This is a genomic window from Nocardioides silvaticus (assembly GCF_003160695.1).
GTDB lineage: Bacteria > Actinomycetota > Actinomycetes > Propionibacteriales > Nocardioidaceae > Nocardioides > Nocardioides silvaticus.
This window is the reverse complement of the sequence record NZ_QGDD01000001.1, coordinates 787466-807848: the sequence shown is the minus strand read 5'-3', so window position 1 is coordinate 807848 and position 20383 is coordinate 787466. Positions and strand designations below refer to the sequence as shown.

The 20383-nt window shown below is 71.7% G+C and carries 21 protein-coding genes; 13 read left to right on the top strand and 8 right to left on the bottom strand.

The window, feature by feature from the left end; genetic code table 11:
* The first annotated feature begins 151 nt into the window (after positions 1–151).
* The 7 genes from DJ010_RS22620 to DJ010_RS22885 all read left to right on the top strand — a co-directional run bounded on the left by DJ010_RS22620 (position 152) and on the right by DJ010_RS22885 (position 5429).
* The gene (locus tag DJ010_RS22620; protein WP_146207250.1) at positions 152–1450 is read left to right on the top strand and encodes a glycoside hydrolase family 16 protein; all 1299 of its coding nucleotides are present in this window, start codon (positions 152–154) and stop codon (positions 1448–1450) included.
* 43 nt (positions 1451–1493) lie between these two features.
* On the top strand, positions 1494–2141 hold the full coding sequence (tsaB, locus tag DJ010_RS03640; protein ID WP_109692226.1) for a tRNA (adenosine(37)-N6)-threonylcarbamoyltransferase complex dimerization subunit type 1 TsaB: 648 nt from the start codon (positions 1494–1496) through the stop codon (positions 2139–2141).
* Complete coding sequence (rimI, locus tag DJ010_RS03635; RefSeq protein ID WP_109692225.1) at positions 2138–2596, top strand: ribosomal protein S18-alanine N-acetyltransferase; 459 nt, start codon at positions 2138–2140, stop codon at positions 2594–2596. Before tsaB ends, rimI begins: the two co-directional genes overlap by 4 nt.
* Entirely contained in the window at positions 2593–3645 is a 1053-nt protein-coding gene (gene tsaD, locus DJ010_RS03630) for a tRNA (adenosine(37)-N6)-threonylcarbamoyltransferase complex transferase subunit TsaD (protein WP_109692224.1), read from the top strand. Before rimI ends, tsaD begins: the two co-directional genes overlap by 4 nt.
* Positions 3646–3647: 2 nt before the next feature.
* Positions 3648–4460 carry an acyl-CoA thioester hydrolase/BAAT C-terminal domain-containing protein gene (locus DJ010_RS03625; RefSeq protein WP_109692223.1) on the top strand — a complete coding sequence of 271 codons (813 nt, stop codon included), beginning with the start codon at positions 3648–3650 and terminating at the stop codon, positions 4458–4460.
* A 94-nt stretch (positions 4461–4554) separates the two neighbouring features.
* The gene (locus tag DJ010_RS03620; RefSeq protein ID WP_109692222.1) at positions 4555–4941 is read left to right on the top strand and encodes a DUF5994 family protein; all 387 of its coding nucleotides are present in this window, start codon (positions 4555–4557) and stop codon (positions 4939–4941) included.
* On the top strand, positions 4938–5429 hold the full coding sequence (locus DJ010_RS22885; protein WP_109692221.1) for a DUF5994 family protein: 492 nt from the start codon (positions 4938–4940) through the stop codon (positions 5427–5429). The genes DJ010_RS03620 and DJ010_RS22885 overlap by 4 nt, the downstream gene beginning before the upstream one ends.
* A gap of 83 nt (positions 5430–5512) precedes the next feature.
* Here DJ010_RS22885 and DJ010_RS03610 read toward each other — a convergent pair whose 3' ends face one another.
* The 5 genes from DJ010_RS03610 to DJ010_RS03590 form a co-directional block, all read right to left on the bottom strand.
* The gene (locus tag DJ010_RS03610) at positions 5513–6892 is read right to left on the bottom strand and encodes an HNH endonuclease (RefSeq protein ID WP_109692220.1); all 1380 of its coding nucleotides are present in this window, start codon (positions 6890–6892) and stop codon (positions 5513–5515) included.
* Between the two features lie 543 nt (positions 6893–7435).
* Complete coding sequence (locus DJ010_RS03605) at positions 7436–8551, bottom strand: hypothetical protein (RefSeq protein WP_109692219.1); 1116 nt, start codon at positions 8549–8551, stop codon at positions 7436–7438.
* Between the two features lie 160 nt (positions 8552–8711).
* Positions 8712–9947: a hypothetical protein gene (locus DJ010_RS03600; protein ID WP_109692218.1), complete on the bottom strand. Its 1236-nt coding sequence runs from the start codon at positions 9945–9947 to the stop codon at positions 8712–8714.
* Positions 9944–10483, bottom strand: coding sequence for a SigE family RNA polymerase sigma factor (locus DJ010_RS03595; protein WP_109692217.1), 540 nt, complete (start codon positions 10481–10483; stop codon positions 9944–9946). The genes DJ010_RS03600 and DJ010_RS03595 overlap by 4 nt, the downstream gene beginning before the upstream one ends.
* A 92-nt stretch (positions 10484–10575) precedes the next feature.
* The gene (locus tag DJ010_RS03590) at positions 10576–11013 is read right to left on the bottom strand and encodes a Fur family transcriptional regulator (RefSeq protein WP_109692509.1); all 438 of its coding nucleotides are present in this window, start codon (positions 11011–11013) and stop codon (positions 10576–10578) included.
* A 142-nt stretch (positions 11014–11155) separates the two neighbouring features.
* Between DJ010_RS03590 and DJ010_RS03585 the strand changes: the two genes are divergently transcribed.
* The 4 genes from DJ010_RS03585 to DJ010_RS03570 are packed head-to-tail and all read left to right on the top strand — an operon-like array spanning position 11156 to position 13967.
* Positions 11156–11908 carry a hypothetical protein gene (locus DJ010_RS03585; RefSeq protein WP_109692216.1) on the top strand — a complete coding sequence of 251 codons (753 nt, stop codon included), beginning with the start codon at positions 11156–11158 and terminating at the stop codon, positions 11906–11908.
* Positions 11905–12366 carry a phage holin family protein gene (locus DJ010_RS03580; protein ID WP_109692215.1) on the top strand — a complete coding sequence of 154 codons (462 nt, stop codon included), beginning with the start codon at positions 11905–11907 and terminating at the stop codon, positions 12364–12366. Before DJ010_RS03585 ends, DJ010_RS03580 begins: the two co-directional genes overlap by 4 nt.
* The gene (locus DJ010_RS03575; RefSeq protein ID WP_109692214.1) at positions 12339–12935 is read left to right on the top strand and encodes a DUF3618 domain-containing protein; all 597 of its coding nucleotides are present in this window, start codon (positions 12339–12341) and stop codon (positions 12933–12935) included. The genes DJ010_RS03580 and DJ010_RS03575 overlap by 28 nt, the downstream gene beginning before the upstream one ends.
* Positions 12936–12980: 45 nt before the next feature.
* Positions 12981–13967, top strand: a complete 987-nt coding sequence (locus tag DJ010_RS03570; protein ID WP_109692213.1) for a YihY/virulence factor BrkB family protein — start codon at positions 12981–12983, stop codon at positions 13965–13967.
* Between the two features lie 18 nt (positions 13968–13985).
* Here DJ010_RS03570 and DJ010_RS03565 read toward each other — a convergent pair whose 3' ends face one another.
* Positions 13986–14807, bottom strand: a complete 822-nt coding sequence (locus tag DJ010_RS03565; protein ID WP_146207249.1) for a hypothetical protein — start codon at positions 14805–14807, stop codon at positions 13986–13988.
* A gap of 75 nt (positions 14808–14882) precedes the next feature.
* On the opposite strand from DJ010_RS03565, the gene DJ010_RS22385 reads away from it, so the two are divergent.
* Positions 14883–15476, top strand: coding sequence for a TetR/AcrR family transcriptional regulator (locus tag DJ010_RS22385; RefSeq protein ID WP_211318634.1), 594 nt, complete (start codon positions 14883–14885; stop codon positions 15474–15476).
* Positions 15476–16897, top strand: coding sequence for a cytochrome P450 (locus tag DJ010_RS03555; RefSeq protein ID WP_109692211.1), 1422 nt, complete (start codon positions 15476–15478; stop codon positions 16895–16897). The genes DJ010_RS22385 and DJ010_RS03555 overlap by 1 nt, the downstream gene beginning before the upstream one ends.
* Positions 16898–16963: 66 nt before the next feature.
* Here DJ010_RS03555 and DJ010_RS03550 read toward each other — a convergent pair whose 3' ends face one another.
* Together DJ010_RS03550 and DJ010_RS03545 are read right to left on the bottom strand one after the other, a co-directional pair.
* Positions 16964–18136 carry a class I SAM-dependent methyltransferase gene (locus tag DJ010_RS03550; RefSeq protein WP_109692210.1) on the bottom strand — a complete coding sequence of 391 codons (1173 nt, stop codon included), beginning with the start codon at positions 18134–18136 and terminating at the stop codon, positions 16964–16966.
* Between the two features lie 12 nt (positions 18137–18148).
* Positions 18149–20326 carry an MMPL family transporter gene (locus DJ010_RS03545; protein ID WP_109692209.1) on the bottom strand — a complete coding sequence of 726 codons (2178 nt, stop codon included), beginning with the start codon at positions 20324–20326 and terminating at the stop codon, positions 18149–18151.
* Between the last annotated feature and the right edge of the window lie 57 nt (positions 20327–20383).

Sequence of the window (20383 nt, the reverse complement as noted above, 5' to 3'; positions counted from 1 at the left end):
ACAGGACGTCCCTAGCCCTTCCGAACTAGCCGAGAAGGCCTTCGCCCAGTACTCCTCGAAGAGGCGTGCACTCCGCGTTTCTTTACCTTTCAATCATTCGTGAGCCGGCCCGTGGAGGGTGGCCGGCTCTCGGATCTTGGAGGGTCTTCTCGTGCGCTTCCGCGCTCTGCTCGTCCTGCTCGCCTGCCTGTTCACCACTGCTGCGGTGGCCGTCGACGTTCCCGCCGCCGACGCCGGTCGTTCCCGCGTCACGCTCGACCCGCCGCGCGTCACCGAGCGCGGGGTCGTCCTCGCCGGTCGCGCGCCGGCTCGCGCGCGGGTGCAGGTCCTGCGCAAGGCGGGACAGCGCTGGCGGCAGGTCCGCGCTGTCCGTGCGGACCGTCAGGGCCGCTACCGGGTCATCATCGCGCACCCGAGCTCCCCGTGGACCGTCCGGGCTGTGAGCCGTCGGCTCGCCAGCAGGACCTGGGTCATCACGCCGGCGGTCGTCGGGGACGGCCCGACGGAGCCGGAGGTTCCCGTCGAGCCGGAGGTTCCTGTCGAGCCGGAGGTTCCCGTCGAGCCGGAGGTTCCTGCTGCGCCGGAGCTCCCTGCTGAGCCGGAGCTGCCGGTCGAGCCGACGCCGCCCGGAGCGCCGGAGCCGCCCGCCGACGCCTGTGGCGAGCGCGTGCTGAAGGCGGACGGCTCGTGGTGGGAGTGCAGCTTCGTGGACGAGTTCGAGGGTGACGCCCTCGACCCCACCCGGTGGATCGCCCAGGACAGCGCGGTCAGCGGGATGGTCAACGGGTTGTACGCCGGATCGGCCTGCTACGTGGACTCCGCGCAGACCGTGACGGTCTCCGGCGGCGCGCTGCACCTGAGCGCGGTGAAGCACGCGGAGCCGATCACCTGCGCGACCCCGTGGGGCAGCCTCCCGACCGACCGGGTCGCGGGGGCGGTGACCACCAAAGGCCGGTTCGCGCAGGCGTACGGGCGGTTCGAGGTGCGGGCCCGGATGCCTCAGACTCGCGTCCAGGGAGCGCACTCGGCGATCTGGATGTTCCCCGACGCCCCGACGTACGGCGCCTGGCCGCTCTCGGGCGAGATCGACATCGCCGAGTGGTACAGCGTCCTGCCCGACCGCGTGTACCCGTCGGTGCACTACTCCGACGGCGACCGCGACGTGCACACCGGGCAGGACGGGTACGTCAGTGACGCCAGCGACTACCACACCTACGCGGTCGAGTGGACCCCGCGCGAGATGCGGTTCTACTACGACGGCGAGCTGACGTTCGAGCACTCGTGGAACGCGCTGGACGCCCTGTTGAACCCGCTGCTGGGCTCCGCGCCGTTCGACCAGCCCTTCAACGTCGTCCTGACCCAGGGCTGGGGCGGGTTCTGGAACGCACCCACGACCGACACCCCCGACCAGGTCACGATGACCATCGACCGGGTGCGGGTCTGGCGCTGACGCCCGGCGCGGGGAGGGTTCGGGCGCTAGTAGCCTCGGCCCCGTGCTCCTCGCCTTCGACACGTCGTCCCCGACCGTGACCGTCGCTGTGCACGACGGCGAGGACGTCGTCGCCGAGCTGGCGTCGAGCGAGACCATGCGGCACGGCGAACAGCTGACGCCGCTGGTCGACGAGGTGCTCCGCCGGATGACCATCACCGCCCGCGACCTGACCGCGATCGCGGTGGGCGTCGGGCCAGGCCCGTTCACCGGGCTCCGGGTCGGTCTGGTGTCGGCCCGGACAATGGCCTACGTGCTGGAGGTGCCGGTCTACGGCGTCTGCTCGCTCGACGCGCTGGCGATCGAGGCGGTCGACTCCGGCACGGTCACCGGGCCGTTCGTCGTCGCCAGCGACGCCCGACGCCGCGAGGTCTACCTGGCGACGTACGACGACGCCGGCCTGCGCGTCTCCGGCCCGGACGTCCAGCGTCCGGCTGACGTCGCCGACTCGATCGCCGGCCGGCCGGTCGTCGGCGAGGGGGCTGCGCTCTACCCCGACGCCTTCCCGGACGCCCGAGGACCGCGGCGACCGTCGGCCGGTTGGCTGGCGCGCTGCGTGACCGAGGAGCGAGTCGAGCTGCTCGACCCCGAGCCGCTCTACCTGCGACGGCCGGACGCCGAGATCCCGCGGGCGCCGAAGCCGGTCTCGTGACCCTCCGGGTGCGCCCGGCCGACCCGGGCGACGCCGACGCGATCGCGGACCTCGAGCAGGTCGCGCTCCCGCTCGACGCGTGGTCGCAGGCGCTGGTCGAGGAGGGGGTCGGTGGCCGACTACCGACCACGCAGTACTTCGTCGCCGAGCAGGGCCTCCTCCTCGCCGGCTACGCGGTCGTCAGCGTCGTGCAGGACGTCGCCGAGCTCCAGCGGATCGCCACCGCACCGGCCGCACGTCGTACCGGCGTGGCGACGGCGCTGCTCGCCGCCGTCGACGCGCACGCCGCGGCCGGCGGTGCGGCGCGGCTGTTGCTCGAGGTCCGCGAGGACAACGGCGGCGCGCTGGCGTTCTACACCGGCGCGGGGTTCGCCGAGCTCGCCCGCCGCCCGGGCTACTACCGCGACGGCACCGACGCCGTCGTCCTCGAGCGGTCTGTGAGGATGGACCCGTGACCGTCGACGAACCGCTGGTGCTCGGCATCGAGACCTCTTGCGACGAGACCGGCGTCGGTGTCGTGCGCGGCCACACGCTGCTGGCCGACGCGGTCGCGAGCAGCGTCGACGAGCACGCCCGGTTCGGGGGAGTGGTGCCCGAGGTCGCCAGCCGGGCGCACCTCGAGGCGATGGTCCCCACGGTCGAGCGGGCCTGCGAGACCGCGGGCATCGCCCTCCACGACGTCGACGCGATCGCCGTCACGAGCGGCCCCGGGCTGGCGGGCGCGCTCCTGGTCGGTGTGGCCGCCGCCAAGTCGCTCGCGCTGTCGCTCGGCAAGCCGTTGTACGGCGTCAACCACCTCGCCGCCCACGTCGCGGTCGACCAGCTCGAGCACGGGCCGCTGCCCGAGCCGTGCCTCGCCCTGCTGGTGTCCGGCGGGCACTCGAGCCTGCTCCGCGTCACCGACGTCACCTCCGCGATCGACCCGCTCGGCTCGACGATCGACGACGCCGCGGGGGAGGCGTTCGACAAGGTCGCCCGACTGCTCGGCCTGCCGTTCCCCGGCGGTCCGCACATCGACCGCGAGGCGCGGTCCGGCTCCTCGGTCGCGATCGACTTCCCGCGCGGCCTCACCAGCCGGCGCGACCTCGAGCGGCACCGGTTCGACTTCTCCTTCTCGGGCCTGAAGACCGCAGTGGCCCGGTGGGTCGAGGCGCGCGAGCGCTCCGGCGAGCCGGTGCCGGTCGCCGACGTGGCCGCCTCGTTCCAGGAGGCCGTCTGTGACGTGCTCGTCCGCAAGGCGCTCGACGCCGCGGCGGCCGAGGGCATCGAGGACCTGCTCATCGGCGGAGGCGTCGCCGCGAACTCCCGGCTGCGCAGCCTGGCCGAGGAACGCGCCTCCAAGCTGGGCATCCGCGTCCGCGTGCCCCGCCCGGGACTCTGCACCGACAACGGCGCCATGGTCGCGGCGCTCGGCTCGTCGATCGTCTCCCGCGGGCACGCCCCGTCGTCGTACGACCTGCCGGCGGACTCCAGCCTCCCCGTCACCTCGGTGCTCGCGGACTGAGGATGGACCTGCCCGACCCGGAGTGGCGGCTGGTCCGCCCGGACCGCCCGACCGGGACGGGCGTGGTGCTCGCGGCCGGCTCCAGCGGGCGGGTCGACGTGGACCGTGCCCGAGTGCTCGCCGACGGCGGCGCGACCGTCCTCGCGATCCGGTGGTTCGGCGGGCCCGGGCAACCGGCCGGGCCGTACGGCGTGCCGCTCGAGACCTTCGTCGGCGCGCTCGACCTCCTCGCTCCCGAGTGCGACCGACTGGCGCTCGTCGGGACGTCGTTCGGCGCCGAGGCCTCGCTCCTCGTCTCGGCAGTCGACCACCGCGTCGCCGCGGTGGCCGCCTTCGCCCCGTCGGCCTACGTCTGGGGCGGCCACGACGGCGACCGCTGGACGTCCCACTGGACCTGGCAGGGCGAGCCACTGCCGTACCTGCCGTTCGTCGAGGACTGGGTGCCCGCCTCCGACCCGCCCGCCTTCCTCGCCTTCTACGCCCGCAGCGTGGCGGCGGCCGCGCCCGTGGTGGTCGACGACGCCACGATCCCGGTCGAGCGGATCCGCGGCTCGGTCCTCCTCGTCGCCGGTGGCGACGACCAGGTCTGGCCCTCCGTCGACTTCGCCCGGGTGGTCGCCGACCGCCGGGCGGCGGCCGGCCTCGCCACCGACGTCCTGACCCACCCCGACGCCGGTCACCGCACCCTCCTCCCGGGCGAGACCGTCGTCGCCGGCGGGCAGCAGATGCTGCGCGGTGGCACGGAGGACGCCGACCGGGCCCTCGGCGAGCTCGCCTGGCGGGCGATCCGCGAGGCCGTCGTCCGGTCGCCGTAGCGGCCGGACCTCGCGGTGCTACCGTCGAGGACACGGACGTCGCCAGCAGCGCCCTGAGGCGCAGCGGTTCAACGGCGCCGGGAAGAGGCCCATCATGGCCGCCCTCGCACAGCCCGCCCTTCGCCTCCAGCCGAAGCACACGAACCGTCCGTACGGCGGCGGCTGGTGGCCGAGCCGGGCGGACCTGGCCACCCAGCTCGGCGACCTCGTCGGGCGCTGGCCCGAAGACCGGCCGTCGATCGTCAGCTACGCCTTCCTGCACGACGACTGGGACCAGAGCGAGGCGGCGGTGCCCGCCCGGCACCTGACCCGCACACTGATCCTCATCCTGAGCGACAGGTCGAGCTGCCGGCTGCTGATGATCCCGGGCCACGCGCGCTCCGACGTCGCCGAGCAGCTTCTGAGCGAGGCCAGCGACCCTCACAGCACCTGGCGACGCATGGACTTCGCCAGCACCGAGCGGCCGGGCGTGGCGCAGTGAGCACGGTGCGTCTCGCGCTGGGATCTGCTGGACTCGGACGCGACCAGCTCGACGGGGGATGGTGGCCCCGCAGCCGCCACCTCGCGACAGAGTTCGCCGACCTCGTCGACCACTTTCCTCCCGAGCACGGACGGGTCGTCAGAGGGCTCTATTCACCCCCGGACTGGGACGACGCGCCGCGGCGGGTCGCCGTGACCGGCCGGTCGGTCAAGGTCGGGATGTTTCCACGCGACGACACCCACGTGATCTATCTGACGACCTCGAACCGCGACGTCTACTGCCTCTTGGTCGTCCCGGCCTCCTTCGACGAGGCCCAGGGGGCGGAGGCACTCCTGGCCGCCACGACCCGGGGCAACCGACACTCTGCCGGTGACCTCCTCGAGGTCGTCACCGACGAGCTTCCGGTCGACCCTGCCAGGCGTTGGTCCGCTGCGAGCGGGACCACGTCCCGGCCGAGAACGCGAGGCCATCGGTCCGCTCGGACGTGAGGGCGCCCTCGGCGGGGGCGCGCGGTCTCGGCGATCAGGGCGTGCCGATGGCCCCGCGGGTGGCGGGGTTCGGGGCTCGGTGGCTAGTGATCAGGTGGGGAGGTGCCGGTGAGCGGGTGGGTGCCGGTGGGGTCGACGAGGTAGGTGCCGGAGTCGAGGGTCCAGGTGTAGGTGCCGGGGTGGAGCATCCGGTAGGCGGCTCGGCCGGCGGTCTTCATTCGGTGGTGGCCTCGACACAAGGGGGCGAGGTTGCACGGACAGGTGACGCCGCCCTCGGCATGGGATTCGAGGTGGTCGAGGTCGCAGCGTCCTGGTCTGATGGTCGAGCCTGTCGAGACCGTGCAGTGGGGGAAGACGCAGTGGTGGTCGCGTTCGGTGACCTGACGGCGGAGGCGGTCGGGGGTCTCGTAGGAGTCCACCGCTTGGTGCCCGTCCAGGTCGACCACGGGCCGGACGAGGACCGTCGTGCCGGAGAGGCCGAGCCAGGTCTTGATCTGCTCCGGTGAGATCGGGGTCTGGGTGTTGCCGAACCTGCCGACGGTCGTGTCGTCGGCGGACAGGTGGAGCACCAGCTCGGTCTTCGGTCCCGGGACGGTGCGGGTGATCTCCCCGGTCTTGGGGTCGACGACGTGCAGGTCGAGCATCAGGTCCTCCCGCGCTATTTCGCCGAGTGCCTTGGAGCGGCGGACATCCAGGTTGTCTTCGTCGCCGAGCTGACCCAGCAGCTTCGCGCGGCGGCTGATGGCGTTCTCCAGGTCGAGGGCGTCAGCAGCATCCAGGGTGGCGGAGAGGTTCGCGGTGCCGTTGAACCCGACCGCGTCTAGACCGGTGTTCACGTGCCGGTGCTCGTGCGCCTGGCGGCGTCGTTCTTCGGCGGCTTCGGGGTCGAACCGGACCAGGGCTTCTTCGACGAGGCGGTCGACCTGGGGCCAGGTGCAGCCCTGGGCGCTGATGGCGAGCTGCCGGTCGACATAGGCGGCGGCGTCCTCGGACAGCAACCTGGTGTGATCGGCGACCCTCAGGGCCTTCCACACCGGCACCTGCCCGTCGAGGGCCCGTTGCCACAGTTGGGGGAGGAGGTGGGAGAGCTCGACGACCTGGCCGACGTAGTTGCGACCGGAGTCCAGTGAGCGGCCGAGGACGGCGTTGAGCTCCATGACGGCGAAGTCGCTGATCAGGGGGGCGCCGGGGCCGGCCAGCGGGAGGCCGGTGTCCAGGCCCCGTCCGGTGAGGGTGGCGGCGTCGGCCTCGTCGTCGACGACGTGCTCGAGCGCCCATTCGGCGATCGCACGGACGGTGGCGATCTCCCGCTCGGCGACGACCGCGCGGTGGTCGCTGATCTCGGCGAGCAACTCCTGGGACCTGGTCAGCGGCACGGGTTCCGCTGCGGGCGCGACCGGCTCGACGGCCTCGACGCCCAGCGGGGCGGGGAGGTCGAAGAGCGGTGCGGTCCCGAGTTCCATGAGGCCTATTCAACATGGGACCACCGACAGTTCGAAGCGGCCGGAACACGCCTGTGGACAGGGGGTTCCCTGCGGTCCGGTTGTGGACGCCAGGTGGCTCGAACCTCTTCTTCAACGGCCCGCGGACTGGCGGCCCGACGGCCGCAGGACGGCTTGCGGCGTCTCGATACGCGCCTCGCGCAGAGCGCTCGGCGCTACTCGACGACCGACGGCCGCGCGCCGACCGTGACCACCCGTCTTTCCGGTCGCGGCCGCAAGCACAGCGAGTACCTCAGGCCTCCCGTCACCGGCGCAGGGCTCGGGGGAACAGTCACGCAACCAACGACGGCGCCCAGCCATGCAGTTCGTCTGTAGCGGCTACCGCCCAAGGCCCGACGGCCGTAGGGCCGCTCGCGGCGTCTCGATACGCGCCTCGCGCAGAGCGCTCGGCGCTACTCGACGACCATTTCGGCGCTACGCGACGACCGGAGCGGGGCTGGTCGAGGACATGAAGGCCGGGCGGCGCCGTGTCGGCGCCGCCCGGCCTGTCTCGTCGCTGCGAGATCAGTGGCGGACCAGGGTGAAGGGGCTGTCGAAGTCCTTGGCCTTGATCGGGTCGGCGATCTCCTCGAGAGCGCCGTCGGTGCTCAGGGCGAAGAGGTGCCAGTTGGCGCCGTCATAGGCGTCGAGGACGACGCGGCCGTCGGTGGACCAGGCCCACGAGCCGATGAAGCCGCCCTCGGGGGCGAACCGGCCGGTCTCCTCGCCGGTCCGGGCGTCGCGGACCGTGATGTCGGTGAGGCCGAGGCCGTCGTAGTACGCCGGGAGGCCGATGATGTGCGCGTTGTCGGGCGCGATCGGGCCGGCCTCGAAGTCGCAGGTCTCCCACACCGGCTTCCGGTCCGCCTTGGACAGGTCGTCCAGCCCGCCGCACGAGCCGTCGTCGTTGATCTTGTCGCGGTAGGTGATGAGGCCCGCGTCGGAGACGTCACCGAAGTCGACGGCGCCGGAGATCGGGTTGTCGACGATGCCGTGGGAGTCGTAGGCCTGCGGGTCGCCGACGCCGGAGTCGAGGTAGACGATGCAGCCGTCCTCGGCCTCGTAGCAGTTCGGGCCGCCGGTGACGGCCGCGACCGAGTAGGCGATGGTCTCGCCGGGGGCGGCAAGGGTGACGCTGCCGATCGAGACCTGGTCGTCGGCCCAGCGCGTCATGATCTCGCCGTCCGTGGCCACCCACGCGATCGTCGTGCCGGTGTCGTTGACCGCGACGGGGGCGGTGGTCTCGAAGCTGTCGACGAGCTTGCCGTCGGCGTCGAAGACGTCGGCGATCGAGAACACCTCGCCGTCCCAGCGGGTGGCGACCAGCTGGTCGTTCCAGAGGACCGCGGAGTCGTAGGCGCGGTCGTTCTTCGGCAGGGCCACCTCGTCGCCGTCGGCCTGGTGCCAGACGCCGTCGGCCAGGTAGTCGATGCCGGCGGCCGGCGCCGTGGTGTCGGTGTCGCCGGCCTGGTCGATCTCGGTCGCGGGGCTGGTGGCGTCGGTCGGCTCCGAGGACGCGGACGTCGGGTCGGACGCCGCCTCGTTGCTGCCGTTGCCGGTGTCGTCGCCGCAGGCGGCGAGGAACGCGAGGGGGGCGATCACCGCTGCGACGGCGATCCGGGAGGGACGCTTGACGGTCATCGTCTTGCTCTTCTCTGTCGGTTGGTGGATATCTGCAAGGGGGACGCGGGCAGACCTGAATTGGTTGCAGAAACCCCCGTAGAAACGGGGAATTCTCGATACGACGAACGCCGGCCCGCCGCGGGAGCGGCGGGCCGGCGTCGTGGTGGGTGAGCGTTCGTCAGTGCTGGACCATCGTGAACGGGCTGTCGAAGTCCGGACCCTTCACCTGTTCGGCGATCTCCTCGAGCGCGCCGTCGGTGCTCAGGGCGAAGAGGTGCCAGTTGGCGCCGTCGTAGGCGTCGAGGATGACGCGGCCGTCGGTGGACCAGGCCCACGAGCCGACGAACCCGCCCTCGGGCGCGAACCGACCCGTCTCCGCACCGGTTCGGGCGTCGCGAACCGTGATCTCGCTGAGCCCGAGGCCGTCGTAGTACGCCGGTAGGCCGATGACGTGCTGGCCGTCCGGAGCGATCGGCCCGGCCTCGATCTCGCAGCCCTCCCACACCGGGGTGGCGTCCGTCCGGCCGAGGTCGATCAGGCCGCCGCAGGATCCGGTGTCGTTGATCTCGTCGCGGTAGGTCACCAGGCCCGTGTCGGACGCGTCGCCGAAGTCGACGGCGTCGGGCACCGGGTTGTCGTTGACGCCGTGGGAGTCGAAGACCTGCGGCTGGCCGTCGCCCGAGTCGACGTAGACCATGCAGCCGTCCTCGGCCTCGTAGCAGCTCGGGCCGCCGGTGACCGCGGCGGCCGAGTACGCGATGCCCTCACCAGAGGCGTCGAGGTCGACCTCGCCCAACGAGACCTGGTCGTCGGCCCAGCGGGTCATCACCTGTCCGTCGGTGCCCACCCAGGCGATGGTGGTGCCGGAGTCGTTCACCACGACGGGAGCAGTGGTGTCGAAGGAGTCGACGACCTCGCCGTCCTCGTCGATGACGTCGGCGACGGAGAAGACCTCGCCACCGAAGTAGGTGGCCACCAGCTGGCCGTCCCAGAGGACAGCGGCGCTGTAGTCCTTCCGCGGCAGCTCGATCTCGTCACCGTCGGCCTGGTGCCACTCGCCCTGGACGACGTAGTCCGGCGCCACGTCGGCGGGCGTCGTGATCGTCGGGTCCGACGTCTCGGCGGCTGTCGGTGACGGGTTGGCGAAGTCCGGCTTGTCCGAGTTGGTGTCGGCGTTGCCGCCGACGACGACGGCGATCGGGGTGATCACGGCGGCGACACCGAGCACTCCGCCGGCGACGGCGGCGCGTCGGTTGCGGCGGATCGTGCGGGCCTTGCCCTTGACGGAGTCGAAGTCCAGCGGTGCCTCGTGAAGGTCGCGGACGCGCGCGTCGAAGTCGCGGCTCATCGCTTCCTCCCATGCTGAGTTGTCGGGGTCGGTGGGGTCGGGGGTGGGGTTCTTCGCGTCGTTCATGACGTGGACTCCTCGCCGTAGCGGGGGTGGAGCTCGGCGGGCACCCGCTCACGGAGAGCGGAGAGGGCCCGGCTGCACTGGGACTTGACGGTGCCGACGGAGATGCCGAGCGCGTCGGCGACCTCGGCCTCCGACATCTGCTCGTAGTACCGGAGCACGACGACCGACCTGGCCTTCGGCGGCAACGTCTGCACCACCTGCCAGAGCTGGTCGTTGGTGCCGTCGTCGTAGGCGTCGTGGTGCGGGGCACCCTCGGGGACCTCGTCCGTGGCGTACTCGCGCTTCTTCCACGCCCGGCGCCACAGCGAGTTGTTCTCGTTGACCATGATCCGGCGGACGTACGCATCGACGGCGCCGCGATCGTGGACCTTGTCCCACGCCAGGTACAGCTTGGCGAGCGACGTCTGCAGGACGTCCTCCGCCTGGTGCCGGTCTCCGGTGAGGAGGTACGCCGTGCGCAGCAGGGTCGGCTGCCGAACGGCCAGGTACTCGGTGAACTCGGCGTCCCGCTGTGCTTCGCGGTCCTTCCGGCCCATCGGCTGACCTCCTTCGTCTCTCGTCGAGCTGGTCCCAGGGGGAACTGTGTCGGGTGGAGGACGCGATCGGTCGGAGAATGGTTGCAATTCCGTCAGGCGTGTCCCGCGCACGCGGCGCAGTCGCCCCAGTAGACGATGTCGATGTGGTCCACCGGGGACCCCGGAGCCAGCTCCGGCCGCGGATCCGGCAGGGCGGCAGCAGCATCGGGGACGTTGCGCACGGCGCCGCAGTGCCGGCAGACGAGATGCTGGTGCGTGCCGCCGGTCCGGACCTCGAAGAGCGCCGGCGAACCGGGGATGTCGACCCTGTCGACCAGACCGGCGACCGTCATCGCCTCGAGGCAGTCGTAGACCGTCTGCGGCGACACCCGACCGAGGATCTCGCGGCTCAGCTCGGCCACCTCCGCGACCGTGAGGTGGGCCTCCTCCGCCCGCGCCCGCAGCAGCACCGCGATCACCGCGAGCCGCGGGCGGGTCACCCGCAGCCCGTGCGAGCGCAGCAGTGCTTCCGGATCCCCCAGGTGCCTCACCACGGGGCAGTACCCGCGCGGTTCTGGAGCGAGTCGTGAACACGCCGGTTCCCTTTGCCTTTTCTTCGCCATTCGCGGCCCGTTGCGGGTGACCGGTCGGACCGGGGGTAATGCGGAGGCCTCTTCACCGGAAGGACGATCAATGACGACTTATGACTATGGGACCGATGCCCCCACCTCAGCAGGGGCGGGCGGGGTCAAGGACCAGGCACAGCAGGTTGCCGGGACCGCCGCGGACGAGGGCAAGCACGTCGCCGACGTCGCCAAGACCGAGGCGCAGTCCGTCGCCGCCGACGCACAGGAGCAGGCCCGCAACCTCATGAGCGACGCTCGCTCGCAGATCGAGGAGCAGTCGCGGAGCCAGCTCGACAGCCTGGTGACCATGCTCCAGGGCTTCGCCGACGACCTCGAGAAGATGGCCCGCGGTGAGGGCGCCGGCAGCGGCCTGGCCCAGGACGTGGTGACCCAGGTCAGCGACAAGGCGAAGGCGTTCACCTCCGAGCTGCAGGGTCGTGAGCCCAGTGAGGTGCTCGACCGGGCCCGGGACTTCGCGCGGCGGCGACCGGGCACCTTCTTGCTCGGTGCACTGGCGGCCGGCGTCGTCGCCGGGCGGGTGGCCCGCGGCGCCAAGGACGCCGGCGGTGGCTCCACCACGGGGTCGACCAGCACTCCGACCAGCACTCCGACCAGCACGCTGACGAGCACGCCGTCCGGCGCCAGCAGCAGCCCCGCTCCGGAGCAGCAGTCCACGCCCACCCAGCCCGGGATGTACTCCGCGCCTCCGCCCCCCGCGTCTGGTGGCACGGCCGCCGACACACCCCTGTCCGGCACCGGAGCGCCGGCAGAGTCCCCGGTCTACCCGGAGGGCGGATCCACCCCTGGAGGCACGCTGTGACCGAGCAGGCGACCGGCGGTACGACGTACGCCGGCGGCGGAGCGGCGACGGGGCCGGCCGGCACCGAGACGTCCGCGGACGGTCGGTCGCTGGGGGAGCTCGTCGGCGACATCGCCAACGACCTCACCACGCTCGTCAAGCAGGAGGTCGAGCTGGCCAAGACCGAGGCCAAGGCCGAGGCCGCGAAGGCGGGCAAGGGCGTGGGCCTGTTCGGGGGAGCCGGCATCGCCGGTCACCTCGCCCTGCTCTTCCTGTCGCTGACGTTGATGTTCCTGCTCGACGAGTGGATGCACGCGGCGCTCGCCGCCCTGATCGTGACGGTCCTGTGGCTGGCCGCGGCGGGCGTGATGGCCATGGTCGGACGCAAGGAGCTGAAGTCGATGAACCCGAAGCTGGAGACCACCCAGCAGACCCTGAAGGAGGACGCAGCATGGGCCAAGCAGCTGAAGAACAACTGACGACGGGGATCGCCGACACGCGGGAGAACCTCTCGCGCGACGTCGACGCGCTCTACGACAAGGTGAGCCCCAGCCGGGTGGTCGAGCGACGCAAGGAGGCCGTGCGCGGCCGGATGTCGTCGATCAAGGAGTCGGTGATGGGCTCGGCCAGCAGCGCGGGAGGCTCGGCGCAGGATGCGGTCGGGTCCGCGAAGGACGCCGCATCCGGAGCGACCTCCGCCGTCGCCGGGTCGGCGCAGTCGGCCGTCGACACGATCGGGCGTCAGGCGCAGGGCTCGCCGTTGGCTGCGGGGCTGGTGGCGTTCGGCGCCGGCATGATCGTCTCCGCGATGATCCCGGCGTCGCAGAAGGAGGCGCAGGCCGCCCAGATGCTCACCGAGACGGTGAAGGACTCCGGGGTGGTCGACGAGGCCAAGGCCGTCGGCCAGCAGGTCGGCGAGCAGCTGAAGGAGACCGCGACCCAGGCGGCGCAGGAGGTGAAGGCCAGCGCCCAGGACAGCATGAGCACCGTCCAGGACGAAGGCCGCTCGGCTGCCGCCACGGTCAAGGACGAGACCCCCGGGACCTAGGGTCCCGATCTCGTTGGCGGGCGGACGGACGGGTACCGCTCCGGCATGACGGCACAGATGACGCGAGAGCGGCTCCCCGGCGAGCAGGCAGACGACCCACGGGAGATCCCGCGCGCGGGGTGGTTCCAGATCGTCAAGCGGGCCTGGGCGGAGGCGAAGTCCGACCAGGTCCCGCTGCTCGCGGCGGGGGTGGCGTTCTACTCCTTCCTCGCGCTCTTCCCCGCGATGATCGCGGCCGTGATGCTCTACGGGCTGGTGCGGGACCCCGAGGACGTGCGGCGGCAGGTCGACGACCTGTCCGCCGCGCTCCCGTCCGACGCCGCGAGCCTGCTGACGACCCAGCTCGAGGCGATCACCTCGACGTCGTCGGGCTCCCTCGGGCTCGGCCTCTTGGTCAGCCTGGTGCTCGCGCTGTGGAGCGCGTCGGGCGGCGTCGGCAACCTCCTCTCGGCGATCAACGTCGCCTACGACGAGGAGGAGACCCGCGGGTTCGTGAAGCGCAAGGGGCTCTCGCTCCTGCTGACCCTCGCCGCGATCGTCTTCGTCGTGGTGACGATCTCGCTGGTCGCGGTGGCGCCGGCCGTCCTCGACAACCTCGCCGAAGGCGGTCCGTTGCGATGGGGGCTGGAGGCCGCGCGCTGGGTGGGGCTCGTTGCCGCGATGACCGTCGCGCTCGCCGTGCTCTACCGGGTGGCGCCCGACCGCGACGACCCCGAGTTCAAGTGGGTGTCGGTGGGGGCCGCCGTGGCGACGGTGGTCTGGCTGGCGGCGAGCCTCGGCTTCTCGCTGTACGTCGACAACTTCGGCTCCTACAACAAGACCTACGGCGCTCTTGCCGGCGTGGTCGTCCTGCTGCTGTGGCTGTGGCTCACGATGTACATCGTGCTGCTCGGTGCCGAGGTCAACGCCGAGGCGGAGCAGCAGACCGCCCGCGACACGACCGTGGGACAGGACCGGCCGCTGGGCCAGCGGGACGCGGTCAAGGCCGACACCCTCCCCGGCGAGCAGCCGCCGCGGCCCGAGCGACCCTGACTCACGCGGACCCCGCCGTCACGGTGAGGTCGCGAACGTGACGCCGAAGAACCCCTCGATCGACGTCCAGTCGACCGCGAGCGACCAGGTGCGGGTCCGGGTGTCGAGGCGGACGACGGCCGCCCGTCCCGCGCGCGGCCGGACGATCGCGACCAGCAGGTGGGTGCGGTCCTCCCACGCTCGCGCCGCCGGCCGGCCGCGGACGGGGAGCTGGACCGGTATCCGTCGCTGACGGGGCGCCGGCACGGCGGGAGCCTCCGGCACGTGGTCACGAGCGTCGAAGCGGAGGATGCGGGACCGGATCTCGCCGCTCGCGACGTCCGCGACGTGGAGGCGCGTCGGGCTGCGATCGGCCGGTGACACCTCGAGCGGCGAGAAGGTGATCCACCGCAGCGTCGAGCCGTCATCGTCGAGCACGGGAGCGCCGGCGACCGTACCCAGCTCGCGCACCAGGTTGCCGCCCGCGTCCAGGAGGAGCACGCCCATGGTGCCCTCGAAGTAGCGGTCGTCGGTGACGAGGAAGCCGTCTCCGAGGCGCGCGAGCGACGTGATCCCCCGGTCGCTCGGCAGCTCGACCACCCGGCCTCCGGGCGCGTGGTAGGTGTGCCCGATGACGTACCCGAGTGCTGGCGGCGGACCGACCTGGAGGCCGTCGGTCCAGGTGGTGTAGCCGATCGGCGGGGCGGTGCCGGGGGACGCGGGCACGACGGAGGTCGGAGCCGCCTCCTCCGTCGCCGCGGTGTCCGCGGGCACGTCTGAGCTGCTCGGGTCTCCGGAGCAGGCCGCGGCCAGCGCGAGCATCGTGCACAGGGCCGTCACCGGGATGCCGCCTCGCCTCATGGCTGTACAACGCGAAGACCCTGGCGGCGGTTGCCCTCTTCCCAGACCGAACTTTCAGTACTAACGTACAGAAACATGGCGGACGGCAGGGCGGCACGCGGGGCCCGGACCCGGGAGGCGATCGTGGACGCCACGATCGCGCTGATCCGCGAGCAGGGTGCGGCGGCCGTCACCCACCGCGCCGTCGCGGCCCGCGCGGGCACGTCGCTGGCCGCGACGACGTACCACTTCGCCACCCTCGACGACCTGCTCGTCGTCGCGTTCGAGCTGCTCACCGACCGCACGGTCGCGGAGGTGGAGCGGTTCCGTGATCTCGTGCTGGCCGGCGACGTCGGCCTGATCGAGGCCGCGCTCGACTTCGTCGAGCAGCTCGACGCCGAGCAGGGGTTCGGCGCCGACGGCATGCTCGAGCTGGCGTACGGCGCGATGCGCAACGAGCGGCTGCGCAAGCCGACCCGGCGGCTGGTCGACCACCTCAGCGCGCCGTTCGCCGACCTGATCGGCACCGACAGCGCGCGGATCCTGGTCCGCGCGCTCAACGGCGTGCTGCTCTACCACCGTGCCGTCGCGCCCGGCCGCCTCGACCACGAGCTGCGCTCCGACGTGACCACCCTGTTCGACACCTTCGGCCTGACCGGCGCCGTGCGCCAACGACTCGAGGAGGACTAGTGAGTGCACCGACGATCCGGGACTTCCCGGGCGACACCCTGTTCGAGGCACTCGGCAGACGGGTGGGCACGACGACGGCGCCGCTCGCCGAGCCGCCGGCGGGCAGCGGGCTGCAGCCGGTGCCCGGGGAGCCCGGCCTGCCGTTGATCGGGAAGTCGATCGAGATGCTGCGCGACGGGTTCATCGCCGGCCGTCGCTACAGCGAGAAGCACGGCCCGATCTTCTGGACCAACGCGTTCGGCCGCAAGATCGTCTGGACCACGAGCCCCGAGGCCGCCAAGGAGGTGCTCACCACCAAGAGCAAGTCGATCTCGCAGGCCGGGTGGCGCTACTTCATCGACGCCTTCTTCTCCCGCGGGCTGATGCTGCTCGACGGCCAGGAGCACCTGCTGCACCGCCGGATCATGCAGGAGGCCTTCACCCGCCAGCGGCTGGCCGGCTACACCGAGCAGTTCACCAAGATCATCGACAACGAGATGTCGGGGTGGCCGGTCGACGAGCAGATGCTCCTGAACCCGGCGGTCAAGGACCTGTCCCTGTCGGTCGCCACGGTCGTCTTCATGGGCGCCGACCCGCACCACTCCGAGCACCTGACCCGCTCCTTCGTCGACGCGGTCCGCGCCGGCACCGGGCTGGTCCGCTTCCGGGTGCCGGGTGCGCCGTGGCTGCGGTGGAACAGGGGCCTCGCCGGCCGGAAGGTGCTCGAGGACTACTTCCGCGCCGAGATCGCCGCCAAGCGCGCGTCGAACGACGACGACCTGTTCGCGGCGCTGTGCCACGCGCGCACCGACGACGGGGAGGAGTTCACCGACGAGGACGTCGTGAGCCACATGATCTTCCTGATGATGGCGGCCCACGACACCACCACCATCACCTCCACGACGGTCGCCTACTACCTCGCGAAGTACCCCGAGCTCCAGGAGCGCGCCCGCGCCGAGTCCGAAGCCCTGCGCGGCGAGCCGGTGACGCTGGAGCTGCTCGACAAGCTCGAGATCGTCGACCGGGTGTTCATGGAGGGCATGCGGCTGGTCGCCCCTGTGCCGGTGCTCGGTCGCGAGGCCACCGAGGACATGGACATCTGCGGCCACTTCGTCCCCAAGGGCACGCTGATCGCGGTCGTCACCGACCCCACCCACCGCAACGAGACCGTCTGGACCGACCCCGACTCCTTCGACATCGAGCGCTTCGTCGCCCCCCGCAACGAGCACAAGGGCCACCGGTTCGCCCACATCCCCTTCGGCGGCGGCGCCCACAAGTGCATCGGCATGGTGTTCGGCTCGGCCGAGGTCAAGGCGATCATCCACCGGATGCTGCTCAACTACCGGATCGAGATCCCGGCGGACTACGAGCTCGAGTGGGACTACACGAGCCTCGTCGTACCCGTCGACGGCTTCCCGGTCACCCTCCGGCCGCTCCACTAGCGACGCAATGGGGAAATTCGTCGCGAACCGCACCAGAACGCGACAAATCTCCCCGGTGCGTCGCGGTCAGAAAGGTACGACGAGCAGGGCGGTGCCGTGGCCGCCGACCCGGGTGAGCACGAGCGTGGCTTCCTCCTCGCCGGCGAGGGCGAGCCGTTTGCGCAGAGCCTCGGGGGCGACGTCGACGCCACGCTTCTTGATCGTGAGGCGACCGATGCGGCGCTCGCGGAGGGCCGCCTTGAGCTGCTTCTCCCGGTAGGGGAGTTGCTCGAGGACCCGATAGCCGCGTGCGAACGGCGTGCGGAAGGAGGAGTCCGAGGTGACGTAGGCGATCTTCGGATCGACCAGCCGGCCGGAGACGCCGGCGGCGACGGCGGTCACCAGGCCGGCCCGGACCACTGCGCCGTCGGGCTCGTAGAGGTAGTCGCCGACCGCGCCGACGCCGACCTCCTCGACGCCCGGGTCGTCCTCGTCGGTCAGGGAGGCGAGCCCCCCGGAGCCGATCACCGTCGCGCGGCGGCGCGCGGTCGCCGTACGCCCGGACCAGAGCGCGGCCTCCTTGACCTCGCCGCCGTCGCTGACCCACTCCGCCTCGACGTCGGCGGGCACCAGCGAGTGGGGGATGCCGGGGGCGACCTTCACGCAGGCGTCCCGGCGGAGCAAATCCTCGACCCAGGTCCACGAGGGCACCCAGTCGTCGACGTTGAAGGTGCGGCCGGCGCCGCTGCGACGGGCGGGATCGGCGAACGCGAGGTCGAACGCGTGGTGGTTGACCTCGGTCGCGTCGGCGACCTGGACCGCGCCGGGGAGGCCGAGGGCGGCCAGGTTCGCCTCGGCCACCGCCACCCGCACCGGGTCGAGGTCGACCCCTGCGCAGACCAGGCCGGCGCTCGACGCGGCGATCAGGTCGCCGCCGATCCCGCAGCCGAGGTCGATCAGCGTGCTCGCCCCGAACACCCGGTAGCGGCTCGCCCGGTGCGTCGCCACCGACAGCCGCGTCGCCTGCTCGAGGGCGTCCGGCGTGAAGTAGAGACGGTCGGCGAGCTCACCGAACTTGGCCCGTGCCCGCTGTCGCAGCTCGACCTGGGTCAGCGCCGCGGCGACGGCGGCGGGCGACGCCGTACGACGCAGCTCGGCCTGGACGTGCAGCTCGTCGCCGGTGCCGGCGAGGCCGGTGGCGCGCACGAGGAGCGCCTGCCCCTCGTCGGTGAGCAGCCACCGGAACGCGTCGAGGTCCACGCCCCGATCCTGTCAGGTCGCGGACTTCTCCTCCGCGGGCGTGTGGAGCTCGCCGTGGTCGCCGTGGTCGCCGTCGCGCGCCTCGTCGCCGTGGCCGGGCCACCACGCGGCGTGCCCGAGCAGCGCAGTGAGCGCCGGGGTGAAGAACATCGACATCACGAACGCGGCGATGAGGATGCCGACCGCGAGCGCGAAGCCCATCGACACGATGAGGGTGTTGCCGCCGAGCATCAGCGAGGCGAACGTGCCGGCGAGGATCAGGCCGGCCGCACCGATGGTCGGCCCGGCGTGGCGGACCGCCCAGGCCGCGGCGTCGCGCGGTGACCTGCCTTCGCGCGCCTCCTCCCGCAGTCGCGCGATCATCAGGATGTTGTAGTCCGTGCCGAGCGCCGTGACGAACAGGTAGATGTAGATCGGCAGCATGAAGATCAGCCCGGACTCGCCGCCGATGTGCTGGAACGCGATCACCGTCGCCCCCAGCGTCGCGGCGAAGCCGAGACCGACCGCCGCCATCAGGAACCACGGCGCGACCAGGCTGCGGAGCAGGAGGGCGAGGATCAGCATGATGACCGCAGCCGCGACCGGGAAGACGACCTTGTAGTCGCGAGCCATCGCCTTCGACATGTCGGCGAAGATCCCGGGCGTGCCGCCGACGTAGGCCTCGGTGCCGTCCGGCGTGGCCTCGTGCGCCGCCTCGCGGATGGGGCCGTCGACGTTGTCCTGGGCCGCGTCGGAGACCGGGTCGTCGGACAGCGTGAGGAAGAGCTGGTACGCCGTGCCGTCCTCCGAGGGCATCGGGTCGGAGACCGCGTCCACGCCCTTCGCCTCCTCGAGCGCGGACTTGAGCCCGGCCAGGTCGTCCGGGCCGACGTCGGCGCCCTCGGCGTCGACGAGCACCGGCACCGGCTCGGCCGCGCCGGCGGAGAAGTGCTCCTGGAAGGTCTCCAGGGCCTCCGTGGACTCGACGTCCTTGGGCAGGCTGGAGTTGAAGTCGAAGGACGGGTTGAACGTCAGCGCGAAGAGCGCGATCACCGCCATCACGCCACCCGAGGCGAGGGCCACGACACCGGGGCGCTTGCCGACCCGCTCGCCGAAGCGGTTGAACACGCCGTGCTTCGGCTCCTTCTGCCACGACTTCGACGGCCAGAACAGCGCCTTGCCGAGCAGGGAGACCAGCGCGGGGACCAGCGTCAACGCGGCGACCAGCGTCACGAACACCGCGATGGCGAGCGCGGGGCCGATGGCGCGGAAGATGCTGAGCGAGCTGAGGACCAGCGCCATGAACGCCACGATCACCGCGCCGCCAGCGGACGCGATCGCCTCGCCGGCGCGGTCGAGGCTGTGCACGACGGAGTCCTTGACGGCGGCGCCCTCCCGCAGCCGCTCGCGGTGCCGGAAGAGGAAGAAGAGGATGTAGTCGGTGCCGACGCCGTACAGGACGACCACGAGGATCTGCTCGACCGACGAGTCCGCCTTGAGGTCGAAGATGTCGTTGGCCCACGCGATGGCGCCGGTCGCGATCATCGAGACCAGCGCGACCGTCACGATCGGCAGCAGGCAGATCAGCACGCTGCGGAAGATCAGCGCGAGCAGGCCGATGATGAGCACGATCGTCGCGATGCCGACGATGAGCAGGGTGTCCTCGCTGGACTCCTGGGAGTCGAGACCCTGCGGCACGGAGCCGGTCGCGCGGATGTCCAGGCCGGTGCCCTCGGAGAGCTCGTCGATGCTGTCGCGCAACAGCTCGGCGTCGTCGAAGGCCTGGGTGTCGAAGCCGGTGGCGTCCTCGGCGAGCGGGATGACGGCGAACATCACGGCACCGTCCTCGGACAGGTTCGGATCGCCCTTCTCGTCCTGCGCGATCACCAGCGGCTGGAAGGTCTTCTCGCCGAGCTCGGGCGTGAGGTCCTCGGCGAACGTGGCGACCGCGGCCTGGTCCTCCTGGGTGAGCTCGCCGCCGTCCTCGCGCTCGATGACGAGGATCGCGCCCGGGGTGAACGCGTCGGAGAACTTCTCCTGCTGGAGGTCGGCCGCCTCGATCGACTCGTAGTGGTCGGGCAGGAACTCCGAGTTGTCCTGCGTCGACTGGAGCGCCGGGGCCGTGGCGCTCACGACCACGGCGAGCACGATCCAGGCGGCGATGACGAACCAGCGGAACCGGGTGACGAAGCGACCGAGTGCACCGAACATGACGAGAAAACTAGTGGGCCGGGGTGCCTCTGGCACTCGTTGCACGAGAGTGCTAGT

Bases quoted from the DNA above. Each gene is read 5' to 3' on its own strand.
- DJ010_RS22385 (WP_211318634.1), top strand. From the start codon at position 14,883: ATGGCGGACGGCAGGGCGGCACGCGGGGCCCGGACCCGGGAGGCGATC.
- DJ010_RS03565 (WP_146207249.1), bottom strand. From the start codon at position 14,807: ATGAGGCGAGGCGGCATCCCGGTGACGGCCCTGTGCACGATGCTCGCG.
- DJ010_RS03545 (WP_109692209.1), bottom strand. From the start codon at position 20,326: ATGTTCGGTGCACTCGGTCGCTTCGTCACCCGGTTCCGCTGGTTCGTC.
- DJ010_RS03600 (WP_109692218.1), bottom strand. From the start codon at position 9,947: ATGAACGACGCGAAGAACCCCACCCCCGACCCCACCGACCCCGACAAC.
- DJ010_RS03595 (WP_109692217.1), bottom strand. From the start codon at position 10,483: ATGGGCCGGAAGGACCGCGAAGCACAGCGGGACGCCGAGTTCACCGAG.
- DJ010_RS03575 (WP_109692214.1), top strand. From the start codon at position 12,339: ATGGGCCAAGCAGCTGAAGAACAACTGACGACGGGGATCGCCGACACG.
- DJ010_RS03610 (WP_109692220.1), bottom strand. From the start codon at position 6,892: ATGGAACTCGGGACCGCACCGCTCTTCGACCTCCCCGCCCCGCTGGGC.
- DJ010_RS03620 (WP_109692222.1), top strand. From the start codon at position 4,555: ATGGCCGCCCTCGCACAGCCCGCCCTTCGCCTCCAGCCGAAGCACACG.
- DJ010_RS03585 (WP_109692216.1), top strand. From the start codon at position 11,156: ATGACGACTTATGACTATGGGACCGATGCCCCCACCTCAGCAGGGGCG.
- DJ010_RS03625 (WP_109692223.1), top strand. From the start codon at position 3,648: ATGGACCTGCCCGACCCGGAGTGGCGGCTGGTCCGCCCGGACCGCCCG.
- DJ010_RS03605 (WP_109692219.1), bottom strand. From the start codon at position 8,551: ATGACCGTCAAGCGTCCCTCCCGGATCGCCGTCGCAGCGGTGATCGCC.
- DJ010_RS03570 (WP_109692213.1), top strand. From the start codon at position 12,981: ATGACGGCACAGATGACGCGAGAGCGGCTCCCCGGCGAGCAGGCAGAC.